The sequence below is a fragment of the Pseudoalteromonas sp. A41-2 genome (genome assembly GCF_015767615.1).
Classification (GTDB): Bacteria; Pseudomonadota; Gammaproteobacteria; order Enterobacterales; family Alteromonadaceae; genus Pseudoalteromonas; species Pseudoalteromonas lipolytica.
In genome coordinates, this window is the sequence record NZ_CP065231.1 from 545,101 (window position 1) to 563,062 (window position 17,962).

Consider the following 17,962-nt stretch of genomic DNA (forward strand, 5'->3'; position numbering starts at 1 on the left):
ATCGGCGATACTTTATACTGCCTAATACCTGTACAGTATTTAAAACGCGAATAACAAAGATAAGATTATGCAAAAAATACCATTACTACGATACCTGCTCTTAGCCGTGTTACTTACTATGATAACCCAAGCACACGCAGCAATTAAGTCTATAAATGATTTTACTGAAAAAATGACACATTTTTCAGGTTACTTTTCCTTTTATTACGACACTGAAAACGGCAAAGTCTATGTTGAGGTAGATAAACTCACGCAGCCGTTTTTATTACAACAAAGCTTGCCGTATGGCGTTGGCTCGAATGATATTGGTCTAGACCGAGGGCAACTTGGCAATACCCACCTTGTGCAGTTCGAGCGTTTTGGCGATAAAGTCATGTTACGTGCACTCAATACGTATTATCGCGCTAACACTACCAATGTCGCTGAACAACAAAGTATAAAAGAGGCATTCGCGTCAAGTATTCTTGCCGGCTTTGATGTTGTCGCCCAATCCGATTCTGCCACCCTAATTGATTACACTCCTTACTTATTAAGTGATGTGCATGGCGTTACTCGCAGCTTAGCAGCTCGGGGGCAGGGTAGTTTTAATGTAGACGCCAATCGAAGTGCGGTGTATTTAACGCGCTCAAACGCATTCCCAGAAAATACTGAGCTTGAAGCGGTTTTAACCTTTCAAGGTAGCAACCCTGGTAAGTATGTTCGTCAAGTTAGTGCGCACCCTTATGCCCTGACAGTGCACATGCATCACTCTTTAATTAAATTGCCCGATGATAACTACACGCCGCGTAAATTCCATCCGCAGGCTGGTTTTTGGAGTATTGAACATAAAGATTATGCGGCACCACTGGATGAAACCATGTATGTGCGTTATATCCCGCGTCACCGTTTAGCTAAAAAAGATCCAAGCTTACCAGTTAGTGAGCCCGTTGAGCCGATTGTGTATTATTTAGATCCAGGTGTGCCTGAGCCAGTGAAAACGGCACTGATAGATGGGGCTAAATGGTGGAACGATGCTTTTACAGCAGCAGGCTACAAAAATGCCTTTATTGTGAAGGTGCTGCCTGATGATGCTGACCCTATGGATGTGCGTTACAACGTGATTCAATGGGTGCATAGAGCAACCCGAGGATGGTCATATGGCAGTTCAGTGATTGACCCACGTACGGGTGAAATAATTAAAGGCCACGTGACTCTTGGTTCATTGCGTGTACGTCAAGATATCTTACTAGCAGAAGCATTAGCTGCCCCGTATTTAGAAGGAAATGAAGTGGCAACGCGTTTACATGCGATGGCGCTTGACCGTATTCGTCAACTCAGTGCGCACGAAGTAGGGCACACACTGGGTATTTCTCACAACTTTGCAGCGTCTGTTGGCGACAGAGCCTCTGTCATGGATTACCCGCATCCTTTATTAAGTTTTAATGAGCACGGTAAATTGGATGTTAGTCGCGGCTATGCATCTGGGATGGGCGTTTGGGATACTCAAGTCGTTAAATATGGCTACAGTGATTTTAGCAATCAAGATGAAACAAAGCAGCTTGCTGCTATTCTTGCCGAAAACAAAAGTAAAGGTCTTGAGTTCATCTCAGACAGTGATGCTCGGGCACAAGGTGGGGCACACCCTACGGGACATCTTTGGGATAATGGCAGTTCGCCCAGTGATGAATTAATGCGTGTACTTGCTGTGCGCAAACAAGCACTCGCTAGTTTTGGCATTCATAATATTAAAACGGGTACTGCATTGTCGCAGTTAGAGGAAATGTTAGTGCCGTTATATTTGTTCCACCGCTATCAAGTTGAAGCTGCAGTAAAGCTCGTAGCTGGCGTAAACTACGAATATGAAGTACGAAATGGCTCACAACCTAAAGGTGCACAGGTGGTTGCAAAACAAACGCAACAATTAGCCGTTAATGCGCTTCTTGAAACGCTTAAGGCTGATAATCTTGTCTTGCCTGAATCGATATTATCGCTTATTCCGCCAAAAGCGTACGGAGAGTCAAAATCACGTGAGAGTATTGTTGGTCGTACAGGACTGACCCTTGATGCAATGGCACTTCCCGAAGTGGCGGCGACACATAGTTTAAGCTTACTGTTTAATAGTCAACGTGTTAACCGTTTGGCACAACAACACGCCAGAAGCGATGCGTTTTATGGGTTAGATGCGTTAATAGCACAAACGTATCAGCAAATTTTTGAGCAAAAAATGGGGGACGGCCTAGCGGGTAAAATAACTCAGCGTGTACAACTGTTAACGGCAAAGCAGTTCGCTGATTTAGTTGCCAGTGATGAGGTTGATCCTGAGGTGCAAGCGCAGTTTCGTTATTACTTGGCAAAGCTTGCAAAAAGTTATCAGCAAGAGTCAATGCTAGGCAGTGCCTCGGTAGGGAACAGTGCATTTAAGCAATTTTTGAGCGAGCAGGTGTCGCAATTTTTAGACACGGGGAAATGGCCGGATAACTTTAAGGCATTACCCATGCCTCCGGGCTCGCCAATTTAACTTATTAGTCTAAAAAGTAAAACGCCAAGCCTTACCATGGATGAACGTTTGAGCTATTGCGAAAGCGACGTTAGGCTTTGGCGTTTTACTTGCATAAAATTGGATATTTGCTAATCTAGCGGCCTCTCTTTTTTGTCTTTTTGGGGTGTATATGGCGTTACTCTCTCGCTCGTTATTGGCAGCGGCCATTGCATTCTCTAGCTTTTCTAGTTATGCCTCGTTAGAAAAAAAACAATGTGAGGTCGAGTTAAGTCATGGCTTAATTATTACTGACGATGTCATTCGTATTGTTGATAAAGGCCAAACTCGTGTGCAAATTAATAATAATAACCAGCTGTTTATTCGTGGTTATTGGGTTGATTTAAATCCAGAAGAAACCAAAGTTGTTGAGCAATTTAGTCTTGGTATCCGAGATACGGTGCCAGAATTAGTTGAACTGGCCACTGACGGTGTGAATTTAGGGTTGAGCGCAATTGAACAAGTTGTTGAAGGGATGTCTGATAAAGAGCCTGAAGTATTAAAAACTCAACTACAATATGTAGAACGCGCGTTGATGGATAAATTTAAGCGCGGTGATGACTTTTTCTTTATTGCTCCGCAATCATTATCGAAAATTGATGATTTCTTTACTAAAGAGATCAGTCAAAAAATTCACTCAGCGGTGCATGGTTCATTAGGCGCTATTTTAGTTTCGTTGGGGGATGCCTTTAAATCTCGCGAAGGAAATATTGAAGACCGCATCAACGACATGGGACAGCGTATGGATATTATATCTAAAGAAATAGATAAGTCCCTCCAAAAGAAAGCAGAGCAACTTGAAATGAAAGCCTCTGAGTATTGTGAGTGTTTGAACTCGTTAGATGTTACCGAGTCACGGTTGCAAAAAATAGTACCAGGGATGGCTGACTTTGATTTGGTACAGATTAAATCCTAGTACAGTTCAGGCCTTAGTTAGATAATCAATAATAAAAAGCCCAGTTGTTTTCTGGGCTTTTTAGTGTCATGTACTGTGTTGTTTTAAATGTGCTGACACACTGAGAACTCATTATGACAAATGCACATAAATAACACGTTAAGTGTACTCATTAGCTAAACTTAGCTGTTTCGGTTTCTAAGTTTGTGGTGAGGCCTTTAATTAAATCAGTCGCAGTGTGTGCTTGATTTGATACATTGGCTGTTTGTGCTGCGGTATCAGAGATGGTCACAATACGTTTTGCCGTATCTTCACCTGCATCTAGCTGCTCTTTCGCTGCAATTGCAATTTGGTGACTCATTTGAGCAATGGCACTAAGCGAGCTGGCGACGCGATTAAGTGCTTCGTTTGCTTTAGTCGACTTTTCTACCGTTTGTTCACTGGTTGCAATACTTAACGACACGGATGATTTAGCGTCTTGCGTTGCTGATTGCAGTTTCCCAATCATATTACGTATTTCTTCGGTACTGGTTTGAGTACGCTGCGCAAGACCACGCACTTCATCGGCGACAACGGCAAAACCACGACCTTGCTCCCCGGCTCGGGCGGCTTCAATGGCTGCATTCAGAGCAAGTAAATTTGTTTGCTCCGCAATACCTTGAATAACGCTTAGTACGTTAGCGATATTATTTACCTCATCATCAAGTACTTGAATGTTATTGCCCGCATTGTCAATTTGCTTCTCTAACAGGGCAATGGTTTCGGCTGCTTCGTTGGTTAAATGGCTGGCACTTTGCCCTTGATTCTCAGCTTCTTGGACTGAATAAGCGGCTTGCTCGGCATGCTCAACGACGGTTTGCGCTGAGGCGGTTAATTCGGTAATTGCAGAGGCGACTATCTGCGTTTCCTCATTTAAGCTGCGAGTAAGTCTATCAAGTTCAATTGAACGTGATTCATTGTCAACACTTTGATTTTGTAAGCTGTCGGTCACGTCTTTAATACCGCCAACAACGCCTCGCAAACCTTGTTGCATATAATGCATAGCGGCAATAATGCTTTCACTAGGAGCATCTTGGCGAATAGGCGAATGCAAATTACCACGCGATACGTTTTTAACAATGCCAATTACTTCATCAATTTCACCGCCTAAAGCATTGGTGAGTGATGAGCCAAACCGAGCGATAGCAAACGTGAGAGCTATCGCAATGAGCATTGATAAAGCGAGCAACCATTTTGCGGTGCTCCAGTAGCGCTCATCAACTTCTTTTGCGCTGATACCAGTACCAACATACCAACCGAACAGAGGTGTTTTTTGCACGACAGAGGTTAAGTCGACGGTTTCACCGTCACGGACAGAGTCCCAATGATAAGTAATAATTTTATTGGTAGTATTACCCACCAGTTTTTCAACCATGCGACCAATACTGTTACCACTGGCATCTTTAAAGTCATTAAAGCTCGTACCATGCAACTCGGGATCATGCGGAGTAGCAACAAAATCAAGGTTGTTGTTGACCACATACACGTATTCAGAGTCGTGATATTTATTTTCTCTAAGTACTTGGATTGCGAGTTTTTTGGCTTGTGCTTCTTCAAGTTGACCGTTTTTAACCATCAACTCAAACTGCTCTACAATGTTGGTAGTACTTTTCATTAGTTGGTTTATGCGAGCGATATTGTCGCTTTCACTGGCATGACGTAATGATTGCAAACCTAGTAAAGCTATCGCTGATAACGCGATAAAAATAGCGATAGCAAAAAAGGTGATTTTTGTTTTTAAAGCTAGTCCTGATAACACAGTCAGCCTCCTTTATTATTTCCCCTTTAATCTTCTACCATGTTTATCAGCATTAATTAAGAAAAAATGACAGCGTTATCATGATTTTTACTCAAGTCCCTATTTAGAGTATCAATTCAGCGTCTGTTAGCGGACGATATTCACCACTCTTTAAGTTTTCATCAAGGTGAATGTCGCCTATTTTTTCACGATGCAATTCAACGACTTTATTGCCAACAGCGGCAAGCATTCGCTTAACTTGATGGTACTTACCTTCGCAGATTGATAAACGTAAACTGTAACTCGCAAGTTGCTCAACAATGGCTGGGCGAGTTAACTCTTTTTCGTTATGTAATTGCACACCTTGCTGCAGAGCTAAAATAGCATCTTCATCGATAGGCTCTTGTGTTTCAACTAAATACGTTTTGAATTTATTGTGTTTAGGGGCCGTAATTTTGTGTGACCAATCGCCATCGTTAGTGATGATAACAAGACCTGTCGTATCGATATCTAAGCGTCCGGCAACATGAAAATCACTCATGTTTGGTTCGTCTAATAAATCAAACACAGTTGGGTGTAAGTCATCTTTATTTGCGCATACATAGCCTGAGGGCTTATTGAGCATAAAGTAGCGTTTACCTAAAAATACTAACGGTTCGCCTTGCCAACGTACATCGTCTTCTTGAGTTATTGAATAATCAAACGAGGTGATCACCTCACCATTAACGCTAGCGTACTTACGCTTTATACCCGCTCTGGTTTTACTGCGAGGTAACTCTGCAATATGGCTGATAAATTTATCTAAACGGCATGGAAATTTCATTGGGATCACATTTTTAGTCGGCTACAATGGCGGCGAGTATAGCGGATACTAGTGACCTATGACAGTACAGCAAGGACAAATTTTACAGTACTACAATGCGCAAATAGAGCAGGGAGTCTTAAGTGATGATGTTGCTCAGCGCAATGCCATTACTGCGCTTGATAGTTTAGCCTTTGAGTTAACAGCCCCAACACCTTTCTGGAAAAGACGAAAGCCAATTAAAGGCCTTTATCTGCACGGTCCAGTTGGACGCGGTAAGTCGATGCTGATGGATGTGTTTTTCCATCATGTCGATATCAAAGAAAAAGTGCGGTTGCACTTTCACCATTTTATGAAGCAAGTGCATGCACGTTTGGGAGAATTACAAGGACAAAAAAATCCGCTGTCTGTTATTGCCAAAGAGTGGGCCGCGCGAATTAAAATACTTTGTTTTGATGAATTTTTTGTCTCTGATATTGGCGATGCAATGATTTTAGCAGGGCTTTTTGAAGCGCTATTCGAGCATCAAGTTGTACTGGTTACCACCTCAAATTGTCAGCCTGAGAGGCTATATTGGAATGGCCTACAACGTGCACGTTTTTTACCGACTATTGATTTATTACAACAAAATTGCTGTGTGATGAGTATTGCGGGCGAGACTGATCATCGGCTTCGCTTTGGAAAACAAAATAAACACTTTGTTATCAATAATGATGAAGCAATAAAAGAGCGCTTTTATGCGCAAGAGCAAGCAATTACTGAGAATCAGGCTATAACGGTTCACAATCGAAGTATTTGCTTCGTGCTAAAGGCAAAAGAAGCCATTATGTTTGATTTTATGGCGCTGTGCTCAGGAGCACGCAGTACGGCTGATTATATCTATTTAGCTGAGCAGTTTAAACGAGTGTATTTGCTTAACGTCCCCGTTATGGGACGAGGTGCGACAGGTAAGCAGATAGTACACGGTATTGAAGACAGTTATCAGCGTGAGAAACAAGATTTACAAGAACATTTTTTAGATGATGAAGCGCGGCGTTTTATTGCTTTAGTGGATGAATTTTATGATAGAAATAGGCTGTTGATTATATCAGCCGAGGGGAGCATAAGTGAGTTGTATCAAGGCCACAAGTTAGCATTTGAATACGCCCGAGCAGAATCACGCCTTATTGAGGTACAAACATGGTGAAAAAAGACGAAGCCATCACGCTTCGCCTTTACCAGGGATTGCTTGGGAGCATTAAAATATTTTTTTAGAAGCTATATTGCGCTCCAATAAACATATAGCGGCCTTTACCACCACCCCAATCAGAGTTGAAGTTACCTGTTCCATGTGGGAAAAACGCCCCATTGTTATCAAAGATGTTGTTAATACCACCTGATAAACGTAATTCGCTGTTATTATCTAGTTCCATAGTGTATGAAGCTGCTAAGTTGTGTTTTATAAATGAGCCAAACTTTTGAAATGCAAGTGGCTCAGGGTTACTAATACAATCAGCTGATTCATTTGCACACTTTTCAGTATTTTTAGCAATCGCTTTTTCGTAATCTCGATCTAGCTGTTCATCTTCTCGGAAGCTTCCTTGGAACTGAGAGCTCCAACGAATACGTAAGTTTTCATTGCTCCACGAAAGCGAGAATGCAGCTTTATCTTTACCTCGTCCATAGCCAACATAGTTGGTTGTTACGAAATCACCATCTTCACCTAAAAATGTTTGAGAGTGTTCAATGATATGGTTGTAATCAAGTTTGACTGCGATATTACCCATGTCATCTAGGTCAAAGTTATAGGTAGCTACAACGTCATAACCGCGAGTTCTAATTTCATCAAGGTTATATTCACGCTGCTGTATCTTATTGATTTGTCCATCACTACCGCGGGTAATATCATTACAAAATGGGTTAGTCGTACCATAGCCAGTATCTGATGCGTAACATTGATATAGAATATTCTCATTACTTATTTCATCAATTGCATCCTCAATTGCGATATCGTAATAATCAACCGCTAAATTGAAGTCTTTTAGACTCTCTGGTGAATAAGTGAAGCCAGCAGTATAAGTATCTGCGGTTTCTTCTTTTATATTACTGTTACCAGATGATGGAGAATAACCGCTGTTGTCATCATCAAGTTCAAAACTAGCATCCTCTGTAATTAGAGCTGCGATAGCTGGATCTAGACGACAGTTATTGTGACCTATATCGTCAGAAGTTGCTGTCACCCCATCACAGATGTCTTTGTATGAATCGTAATCACCACGTTCAGGTGACATGAATTCGGTAATTGTAGGAGCGCGTTGAGCTCGTGCATAATTTGCACGTAAAGCGAGTGTATCAACAGGTTTCCAAAATAACCCTAACTTATAACTAGCAACAGTGCCTACTTCGTCAATGTCGTAGTTAGAGATACGTATTGATGTTTCAGCGTCTAAACTTTTTGCTAAAGGAGCATCACGTAAAAGGGGAATACCAAACTCTGCGAAGGCCTCAACTACATCAATTTCACCGTAAAATTCTGGCATGTAGTTATAAGTAATACCGCCCGTTTGCATGTCTGTAGATGTTTTAATGTCTTGCGAATCTCTACGGTATTCACCACCAAAAACAGACGACACATAACCCGCTGGTAATTCGAATAAATCACCACTAATGTAACCCATTAAGGTAAGTTGTTCATTGGTTGTTTCAAGTACTGGTGTCGAGCGGATCCAGTCAGCCATTTCAGGTGTGATAGAGCCTTCACCAAATAAATTAACAGCCACACAACCTTCATCACGTGCATCACTGTCAGCACATTGAATAGTGCCATCATTTAGCTTTTCAGCATCAAGGGCTTGTGCTAAACGTACTAAGCTAAGTTCATTGGCGCGTACTTGTTTTTGCTTGTATCGACCATAACCTACAGAAACATCCCAATCCCACATTTCATCAAACATAGTGCCTTGTAAGCCCGCCCATGTTCGAATTGTCTCGCGGTTATTGTCAGTGCTAATATTGCCCACTTCATTGAATCTTCGGTCCCAATATATACGGTCTTTATACGGGTCGCTATCGATAATTCTTTGCGGTACGTAAGGGTTATCAATAGGAATATAACCAGCTGAGAATGGTTCTGCTTCACCAGTCGTTGGGTTAATATAAACGACCTCACTGCCTTCTGATGTGTCTTCTGGTGATTTGTTATTAAATGAACCACTTTTACTAAATTGCACTTGCGCATATGCAGTAGTGCTATCATTGATATCAAAATCAGCTTTTAGAGCAAGTGATAAGTTATCACTCGGTACGTTTAACATTACATACTGAGCTGAGTTGATGCCGTATAATTCTTCGTTTCCAGCCCAATCATCACGTAAATTTGTACCGTCATACCAAAACTGCGTATCATTCTTTGAGCTTTCTAAGAAAACACCGCCAGGAAGACCGTCACTTCTATCTCGCCAGTCAGCACGTGTGGTATCGCGCATACATTGGTCGCCCGTAGTTGTGCCAACACCATTACATAGTTCATCTTCGTTATAGAATACGTCGGCTTCCATCTGGGCACGCTTTCTATCGTAGTAACTAATACCAAAATCGCGGTCCCAGTTTGCACTGACATACATATAACCACGATCTTCTGCAAATGAACTGCCGTAGTTTGCATCTATGGTAAAGGTTTTACCTCCACCTTCATCAGTGCGGCCAGTTTTAGCCGAAAAATCAAAGCCTTCTTTTTTCGACTGGGTAATAATATTAACTACACCGGCTACGGCATCAGCGCCATAAGTAGCAGAGGCACCACCGCTAATGATTTCAACACGTTCAACCATACCACTCGGGATAGTGTTAAGGCTTACATAGTTACCACTGTAACTATTTGCTACAACACGACGACCATCTATTAGGGTAAGAGTTCTATTAGCACCTAGATTACGAAGTTCAACAGTTGATAAACCTGTATTAGAGTTATTTGATTGGCTAGTTGTGTTACCAATATCTATACCTAAACCGGGCATATTATCCACAAGTATATCTGATAAATTAGATAAACCAGTGTCTTCAATCGCCGCTTTGTCCATCGTTACTAAGGGGGTTGTTACAGAAAAACTATCACGCTTTAAGCGCGAACCAGTAACAATGATTTGCTCAACGTCTTCTTTGGCTTCGGGTTCAACATTAACAGAGTTAGCAGTTTGTTGACGGTCAATTTTAACTTCTTCAGCTTCATTTGCATAAGCTTGCTGGCATAAAGCGCTCGTTACAGCAAGCGCGATAGCACACGGTTTGATTAGTTGATTTCTCACGGGTGTTCCTACTTATGTTGTGTTTATTTTTAGTTCTAAAAAACCAGAGTGAAGCTCAATTAAGGGCAGTTAAGTATAAATGTACAGCGAGCAACACTCTGGTTGTCAGGTATTGACGTTAAAACTTTTATATAAATGTGAATGCAACTACAACTAACCATGACTCGTTTATGTCTCTATTTAACATCTATTGAATGTCTATTTATTTAAAATCAGTAGGTTAGCTGTGAAGATGCTATTAACTAGTTCTTAACTTTAAAGCTGGTTAAAAGGGAGGATTTAAGATAACTTGAATAAGCTATATACTGCTACATACCAACAATGAGGGTTATTTTGAGTTAATGGAAACAACTAATCGTGCTTATCAATTGGGTCGTTGTGTTATTAACCCGCTAGAAAACAAACTGATCCATGATAATAGCGAGCAAATCTTACAACCAAAGTTTATTGAATTACTCGCTTGTCTTGTTGCGCGTTATCCTGAAGCTATTACCCGAGAAGAGTTAATCAATATTGTATGGGAGGGGAATTTTTATGTTGGTGAAAAAGCATTAACCAATGCAATATGGCATTTACGTAAAGCATTTAAAGAGCTTGACCCTGAACAGACTTATATAGAAACGTTGCGTAAAACAGGGTATCGACTGGTTCAACCTCCCTCTGAATGTGCGTTAAGTGGAAACGAAAAAAACAAAAGTAGGCGCTTATCATTGATTAGGCCGATTCTTGCGGGTGCTTTTGTAGCCGTTTTTGTTATTAGTGTTGTTGCTTTGTATTGGCAGTTTTCTACCCAACCCGATAATCAAGATAATACTGCATTTTCACTCCCCCTTAACAGTATCGAAAGCGTAACGGCAAGTCCCGGGCGAGAAATATACCCTGCGATATCAAACGACCAGCATTATTTAGTGTATTTATGGCGACAGTTAGGCAAACCGACCAACTTATACTTACGTGATTTGCACTTTCCTGAGCACCCAGCAAAACAACTCACTGACTCACCTTACACTAAAGGCCACTCTGTATTCAGTCCTGATGCAAAGACTCTCTATTATTATCGGTATCAAACAAATAAGTTTTGTGAGATTGTTAAACTCTCTTTAGTGAGCGCAACCAGTGTGGTACTGACTGAGTGTAGTCGTCAGTTTCGAACTGATTTAGACATTAGTGCTGATGGTCGTACATTAGTTTATATTGATGAACAAATTTCTGAATCTGGTAAGTCTGTTAGTCGCTTAAAACTACTTGATTTACATGCTAATCAATTAAGTGAAACATTTATACCCTGTACAGATCACTGTGACGTAATCGATGAATCAGTGTCATTTTCTCCGGATGCTCAGCAAGTAGTGGTGACTCGAAATGTTGAAAATGATCAAAAAGCATTGTTTTTAATCGATGTGTCTTCTGGGGAAAGCCGCCGCATTACCGATAATTTTGTTGATATTCATGGCGTTGATTGGCATCCACATAAAGATAAACTGGCTTTTACAGCTGTGGAAGCAGGAAAGCGTTATGGGTACTTTTACGACATAAGTGACAACTCTTTAATAAATACACAAATTGCAGGTATGAGTTCACCTAACTTTAGTAGTGATGGCAGTGTGTATTATCATCAGTGGGATCTCGATAGAGTGATCACGCGCTTGAAAATAGACGAGCAAGTTGCAAGTTCACCTTTTTCAATGCTTTCAACTAATTTTAGCTCTCGTTTTCCTGAATATAACGAGCAACAGAATAAACTTTTATATGTATCTGATGAATCTGGTAGTTCACAATTATGGATTGTGAACCCTGATAGTAGTTCTCGCAAACAGCTTACTGATTTTAGTCATGTTACAGGGCAAATACTCGATCCCACGTGGTCACCTGATGGCCGCTATATTTTGTTCTTTTTGGAAAACAAAGGACGCACGTCTTTATATTTTTATGATTTCAAAGTCGAGCAAAGCCAAGCGCTAACGCTGCCATTTAAGCCTGATATTAAGCCGAGATTTTCAGCAGACAGTCAATCGTTTTTGGTGTCGGATGGTGATTATTTATACCGTTATGATTTAAATGGGCAAATTAAAGGCAAGGCTGTAAATACTAAAGCTCGTTATGGTATTGAGACATCGCAAGGCGATATATTATTTAGTAACTCAAATGATGCTATTTGGGTTAAGCATCACGACACAGGTGTAGAAGAATTACTGGTACAGGATATTAATTTAGCGCATCACTATACATGGTTATATGTTGCTGAAAATGCTTTTCATGAAGGGCGTATTTATTACTATAAAGTGCGCTTAGGCGACTACCGTATTAGCTATTATGATTTAGAAACACAACGTCATTTTGATTTAATTGCGTTACCTGAACGAGCATACAGCCGCTCATCAGGTTTAACCTACATACCTAATGAGCGTTGGTTAGTCTATACCGCTTATTTATTGCCTGAGATAGAGATCAAGCGTTTACCTGCCGAGTTTATACCCTAGTTTCTCTAACTCTAGTTTTGCTGCCTCTGTTTTACAGCTTTGCCGGTAAGTATTAAAAGAAAAGGCATGTATATGTAATTACGGTGTCTTTATCTGATAGCCAAGGCAGCGAAATAGGGGACAAATTCTGTGTAAAACAAGAGGGCTTAAGGCTAAGCGCGTACAAGACTAAGTGGGTTTTAACACTGTGGGTTTAAAACTAAATGCCTTAAGTGCAAGTACGTCTTAATCTGTTCAGTTACCTGTTATTCATTACCCATTCTCATTAACGGTGTAGTTAACTGCAACATTAAGCACTCCTTTAAGCATTGGGTGGTTAATGTTGCAGCTTTAAATTGCATTTATTACAGTGGCTTTTTTTCACCGGTAAGCGTTGCTCTAAAAAACTGGTTGTTTTCCCATAGGAGCAATTCACCTTCTTTTCCTCGTTTGATTGAGCTGTCGATCGCGATAACCTTACCATCGAAACGCATTTCGATTGATGGCATTGAAGTATGGCCTACGATTACTTTACTCGCTTGTAACTTTCTTAGCACGCCAGCAACCGCTTCATCTTTAAGTTGCTCATCTCTAAAGTAGCCTCGATACCAGATAGGGCCTGTTTTTCCATGTAAAGTAGCCCATAAAGGATTGGCTTTTAATTCCTTCTTACTTTTAGATATGCTGTCTCTAAACGCTTGGTTTGCACTTTCAAGTGTCATGTTTAGATTCAGAAAGTCCTCATGAATGCCCCCATGTAAAAAAATAAAGTCATTTAATTTTATAATGGTTGATTTACTTCTTAACCAGCGGCCTAACACACTTTGCACGCTGTATTGCTCTGTTAGATTATCGTTAAAAAACGAGACGGTATGTTTATATTTGGGGTGCAGGTAGCGTTGGTCATTTCGCAAAACTAGATATTCATGATTACCGAGAAGGTAATGAACGTGACCTCCGGCAATTGCTGCTTGTTGCTCAAGCTTGAATACTAGCCAAAGTGCTTCTGTAACAGTGTCGCCACGGTCAAAAATATCGCCAGTTATGATTAGGTGCCCAGTACCATACTGCCAATTTAATGCGTCGTTTATTACACCATTGTTGATGAGCAATTTTTTAAATATTGCAAATTGCCCATGGATATCACTGATTGCAGCAAACTTTTTTACATCACTATATTGATCCTTGTCTGTCGCTTTAAACTCCTCAGGAATAGCAAGTGGGCCAGCATAGTTTGTAATTTCTAGCTTGCTGTTAATCACATCAAATTGTTGGATGTGATTGTTATTATAAAATAAATAAGGGCCATCATCATACTTGGTGCTTTTTTCATCGTTATTGTGTGCCAATGCTGTGGTGATAAACAATGAGTTTGTAAGAAGTAATGTGTAAATTAAAAACTTAGAAAAGAGCATGTTAATACCTCGGGTTCTCTTTAATTGCGTATTACAAAGCTTTAAGAGATATAAAGCAAAGTGAGTAAATATATAAAGAGCAGATTAATGTAACGAAAATAATAAACGTAAAATCAAGCATTAAAGCCAGTACACCTTTTTGCTCTTCACGATACTTATGCTTTCGCTTTGCTATGGAGTGATTATTCATTTTTACCTCCTAATTTTCTATGTGCGTTACGTTATTTGTCTCTATCATCAGGTGCTAGGGATGTACTCGAAGGTGTTAATTCATTGCAACATCCATCACTAAGGTAAGGCGAAAAGAGCACCTGTAATGAGTTATCGCAAGTACAGAATGAGGTAACAAATCATTTAAACTCTATTTTTGATGGCTTATATGTCTTTTTTACATCTATTTTTAAATATTGTTTAATAAAAACAATTTGTTATGTTTTTGATGATTTTAAAGAGAAGCGAATAAGATTGTAGCTATGTAACTCATTAGTCTAAAGTGAGTACGTTAAAGCCAGTACCTAAAAGCCAGTAACTATGTAATATTCGCTCTCTTTTGATGGTTTATTAGCTTGTTTTATTACTGGGTAACACTTTGAAAAAGCGACTACTAACAGCATTCGGCGCTGAAATAGTGTTAGAGGGAGAGTAAAGCATTGAGTGAGAACCACGACACTAATCTAAGTGTACTGAGGATGTTCGCTTAATGACTAAGCAAGCAAGTTATTATCATTTTTTAAACAGCACATTCTTTTGATTTAAAGGGAGAGCTGAATATGCACAGAGTTGCTCATTGGGTTTTGCATTGTCGCCCAATGAGCGTGGTGAGTGCTTACTGCTTATTTGTTGCCTTAAATAGAAATGAAATGCTTATGAATAGAGTTTCTAACTCAGCAAATTGTTTAACACTTGCAGTAAATGTCTGGGTTCATGTCGGAAATGTTGACACTTAAGCTGTACGAACGACGACAGTATGTTCTCAAACAATTCAGCAATTGCTCACTCAAGAGTTGCTTTTGTTCAACGGTACGACCTTGCATTATCGATGCGCTAATGTGAATAAAACCGTCTTTTCCTTCACCTAGCTGGTAGTGTTGATAAGCGATGGCACGCGTTTTTATGGTTGATAGTTCGAATAAACCAGAATCAAAGACTGCCAAGTGTACTTTTTCAACCAGCACTTGCGGAAGAATTGGTAAGTCTTCAGAGTGTTCAATAACAATATGCGGCATGGGGTGTTCCTTAAAAGCGGTAGCTAAAACCGATGTTTGTCTGAAATTGGTTCAACACATCACCGTCGAAATGCCAAAGGCATTGTTCGTTTTCTGATGTGGGCAAGGTACATGACACATTACTTGCATTATTTACAATAGTCGCCAACCAGCGACTTTCAACATAAACACGTACATTGTCGGTAAATAAGTACTCAGCACCGGCATATAAGCCTGTGGTAAAAAAGGTATCAGACTCTGTAAAGTTGGTACTAACATGGTTTGCACCAATTTGTGCACCGACAAAGCCACTGATGTTTTTACCTAGAGGCACTTCAACAGCACTTTGAAATAGTAGGTATTGCATCTCGATTTTCTTATCACTCTGTGCTTCCATATTCAATGTTGTTGCTGAGTAAAATAGCCCATACCGTGCTGATTCAATAGTTCGGTCAATGCTGAATGTAAATTGACTATCATCGTCGAGATCAATTTTTAGGTTTTCTTCGGTTTCTAATGATTGACTGAAATTCTTGCCAAAACCTGCACTGACAGAATACCCAGCAGAGGCGGTGAAACTCGTTAGCATTAAGCACAATACAGTTAGCGACTTTTTCATTGTTTAGGTGCTCGTTGTTGAGGATGTTTTGAGATAGTATTGAAACATAGCAGGCAAATTGTTGTAAATGCATAACGCGCGTTTTTATAAGGATAACTAACATGAAGTTACTGAAATATGTAGCCTGTGCAGCGACTTTGGCGTTGCTCAACGGCTGTTCGGATGAGGCTGCGTCAGTCAGTTTAGGGCTATTTACGACTAAAGATATTAAAGTTGTATCACAACAAGACCCACTTATTAGCGGTGTAACCTGTCATATTAGTCATATTGAGGCGAACCTCGATTTTGCCGATCCATCGGATATGTCGATATCGTGTCGTCAAACGGGACCAATTACGGCTCAGCAGTTACAAAGTATCGATCGTAGTAAATCTGGTGAAGTGGTGTTTAAGTCATCGAAAAGTATTTTATTTAAATCGTTAAAAGTCCGTCGCATTTATGATGCGCCAACGCGTACTTTATTGTATCTATCTTATTCAACCAAAGAGTCAACAGGCAGCCATCATCACGCCTTATCTACGGTGCCTTTGTATAATACCGAAGCATGGCAGTGGGCACTTTCACAAGAGTAAATTATGTTAGCACTATTTAAATCAGCCCCATTAGTTGATGAACAAGAACAACAATGGTTAATAGACACGTTTATGTGGGCTGTTGAGCACTTTGACAGCGATTACTTTTTAAATCAGACACAAATAATTTTGCCGAATAGTCAGTTCTTTCCTGACAGTGTGTCTAGCATTGAAGACATGGCAAAAAAGGTATTTGCCCGCGTTGTTGATTATGCCGGCATGCAAGCGTGGCCAGTTAATTTGGTCTCGCCCTCGCAATTAACACCACAGGTATTTCCTCATTTTGCGTTTCAAGACTCATTAAGAGGAGAGAGTGCAACGCTTATGGTACCTGCCAATCATTTGATTAATGTGTCGTTTAACCAAAATCAAATTAACCAACCACAAGATTTAGTGGCGAGCTTTGCTGGTACGTTGGCAACTATATTGATTCATCATGTTGGCGTGTTACCGCCAGGTGGAAAAGAGTTTTTACCACAGGCCAGTGATGCACTTGCGTGTTATTTAGGGTTTGGGGTTATGATGAGTAACACGGTCTATCAGTTTAAAGGTGGATGTGGGTGTGGTTATAATCCGTATGCAAATCGTCAGGCTGCATTAACAGAGCCTCAAACGTTATTTATGCATGCACTGGTCACGCACTTTAAAACAGACAATCAAACTAAAAAATATTTGAAACCACATTTACGTAGCCAATATAAAAAAGCACAAAAGCAGATAAAAGCCTTTATTAATGATAGCGCTAATCCTTTGCTACTTGCTTTAGATGAACAAAAAGTAGGTTAGTTAGCACGTGCAATATGTTGATGAATTTTTATTAATTGCTGTGGCGCATTTTTTTGCTGTGGCAAGCCCCGGCCCTGATTTTGCTGTTGTGCTTAAACAAAGTATTCAACAAGGGCGTAAAAATGCGCTTTGGACTAGTGCGGGAGTGGGCGCGGCAATACTGCTGCATATTGGCTATTGTGTTTTAGGCGTGGCGCTTATTTTGTCACAATCACCCAGCTTATTTATGGTGCTTAAATACGTGGCAGGTGCATATCTAGCTTATTTAGGCGTACACGCAATTCGCAGTGCTAAGCCCGCTCACACTGATGAACAAACACTCACTGAAACTGCACCTGAATCCTACTTCAAAGCGTTTCGACGTGGCTTTTTTACTAATGCGCTTAATCCTAAAGCGACATTATTTTTTATGTCGTTATTCACACTTGTAATTAGCCCAGATACGCCAGTTGGAGTGCAAGCTAGCTATGGGGTGTATATGGCTGTGGCTACTTGGCTGTGGTTTTCATTTTTATCACTGATGCTTTCCAAGGCATCGGTTCGCGCATTTTTTTTAAAGCGTGGTTATTGGTTTGATAGAGGCATTGGTGTGGTGCTAATTGCCTTAGCCATTCGTGTAGTCGTGTGAGGTGAT

General features: G+C 40.4%; 13 protein-coding genes. 7 read left to right on the forward strand and 6 right to left on the reverse strand.

The window, feature by feature from the left end; genetic code table 11:
• Positions 1-67 precede the first annotated feature (67 nt).
• Together IT970_RS02660 and IT970_RS02665 are read left to right on the forward strand one after the other, a co-directional pair.
• Positions 68-2,497, forward strand: coding sequence for a zinc-dependent metalloprotease (locus IT970_RS02660; protein WP_036971088.1), 2,430 nt, complete (start codon positions 68-70; stop codon positions 2,495-2,497).
• Positions 2,498-2,648: 151 nt separating this feature from the next.
• Entirely contained in the window at positions 2,649-3,431 is a 783-nt protein-coding gene (locus IT970_RS02665) for a YggN family protein (RefSeq protein ID WP_036971085.1), read from the forward strand.
• Between the two features lie 151 nt (positions 3,432-3,582).
• Here the strand turns inward: IT970_RS02665 and IT970_RS02670 are convergent, their stop codons facing one another.
• Together IT970_RS02670 and rsuA are read right to left on the reverse strand one after the other, a co-directional pair.
• A complete protein-coding gene (locus tag IT970_RS02670; RefSeq protein WP_196857579.1) occupies positions 3,583-5,208 on the reverse strand; it encodes a methyl-accepting chemotaxis protein in 1,626 nt (541 codons plus the stop codon).
• Between the two features lie 103 nt (positions 5,209-5,311).
• Positions 5,312-6,010, reverse strand: coding sequence for a 16S rRNA pseudouridine(516) synthase RsuA (gene rsuA / locus IT970_RS02675; protein WP_036971079.1), 699 nt, complete (start codon positions 6,008-6,010; stop codon positions 5,312-5,314).
• Between the two features lie 58 nt (positions 6,011-6,068).
• Between rsuA and zapE the strand changes: the two genes are divergently transcribed.
• Positions 6,069-7,175 carry a cell division protein ZapE gene (gene zapE, locus IT970_RS02680; protein WP_196857580.1) on the forward strand — a complete coding sequence of 369 codons (1,107 nt, stop codon included), beginning with the start codon at positions 6,069-6,071 and terminating at the stop codon, positions 7,173-7,175.
• Between the two features lie 64 nt (positions 7,176-7,239).
• Here zapE and IT970_RS02685 read toward each other — a convergent pair whose 3' ends face one another.
• Positions 7,240-10,272, reverse strand: a complete 3,033-nt coding sequence (locus tag IT970_RS02685; RefSeq protein ID WP_180311350.1) for a TonB-dependent receptor plug domain-containing protein — start codon at positions 10,270-10,272, stop codon at positions 7,240-7,242.
• A 341-nt stretch (positions 10,273-10,613) separates the two neighbouring features.
• Between IT970_RS02685 and IT970_RS02690 the strand changes: the two genes are divergently transcribed.
• Positions 10,614-12,752, forward strand: a complete 2,139-nt coding sequence (locus IT970_RS02690; protein WP_196857581.1) for a winged helix-turn-helix domain-containing protein — start codon at positions 10,614-10,616, stop codon at positions 12,750-12,752.
• 344 nt (positions 12,753-13,096) lie between these two features.
• Here IT970_RS02690 and IT970_RS02695 read toward each other — a convergent pair whose 3' ends face one another.
• From IT970_RS02695 to IT970_RS02705, 3 genes are all read right to left on the reverse strand, one after another.
• On the reverse strand, positions 13,097-14,146 hold the full coding sequence (locus IT970_RS02695) for a metallophosphoesterase (RefSeq protein WP_118843992.1): 1,050 nt from the start codon (positions 14,144-14,146) through the stop codon (positions 13,097-13,099).
• 896 nt (positions 14,147-15,042) lie between these two features.
• Positions 15,043-15,372, reverse strand: a complete 330-nt coding sequence (locus IT970_RS02700; RefSeq protein WP_065978132.1) for a 5-carboxymethyl-2-hydroxymuconate Delta-isomerase — start codon at positions 15,370-15,372, stop codon at positions 15,043-15,045.
• A 10-nt stretch (positions 15,373-15,382) separates the two neighbouring features.
• Complete coding sequence (locus tag IT970_RS02705) at positions 15,383-15,970, reverse strand: outer membrane beta-barrel protein (RefSeq protein ID WP_180311352.1); 588 nt, start codon at positions 15,968-15,970, stop codon at positions 15,383-15,385.
• Between the two features lie 101 nt (positions 15,971-16,071).
• Here IT970_RS02705 and IT970_RS02710 point away from each other — a divergent pair, with 101 nt between their 5' ends.
• The 3 genes from IT970_RS02710 to IT970_RS02720 are packed head-to-tail and all read left to right on the forward strand — an operon-like array spanning position 16,072 to position 17,956.
• The gene (locus IT970_RS02710) at positions 16,072-16,542 is read left to right on the forward strand and encodes a CreA family protein (RefSeq protein WP_065978130.1); all 471 of its coding nucleotides are present in this window, start codon (positions 16,072-16,074) and stop codon (positions 16,540-16,542) included.
• Positions 16,543-16,545: 3 nt separating this feature from the next.
• A complete protein-coding gene (locus IT970_RS02715; RefSeq protein WP_036971055.1) occupies positions 16,546-17,328 on the forward strand; it encodes a hypothetical protein in 783 nt (260 codons plus the stop codon).
• Positions 17,329-17,335: 7 nt separating this feature from the next.
• On the forward strand, positions 17,336-17,956 hold the full coding sequence (locus IT970_RS02720; RefSeq protein ID WP_196857582.1) for a LysE family translocator: 621 nt from the start codon (positions 17,336-17,338) through the stop codon (positions 17,954-17,956).
• Positions 17,957-17,962: the final 6 nt, after the last annotated feature.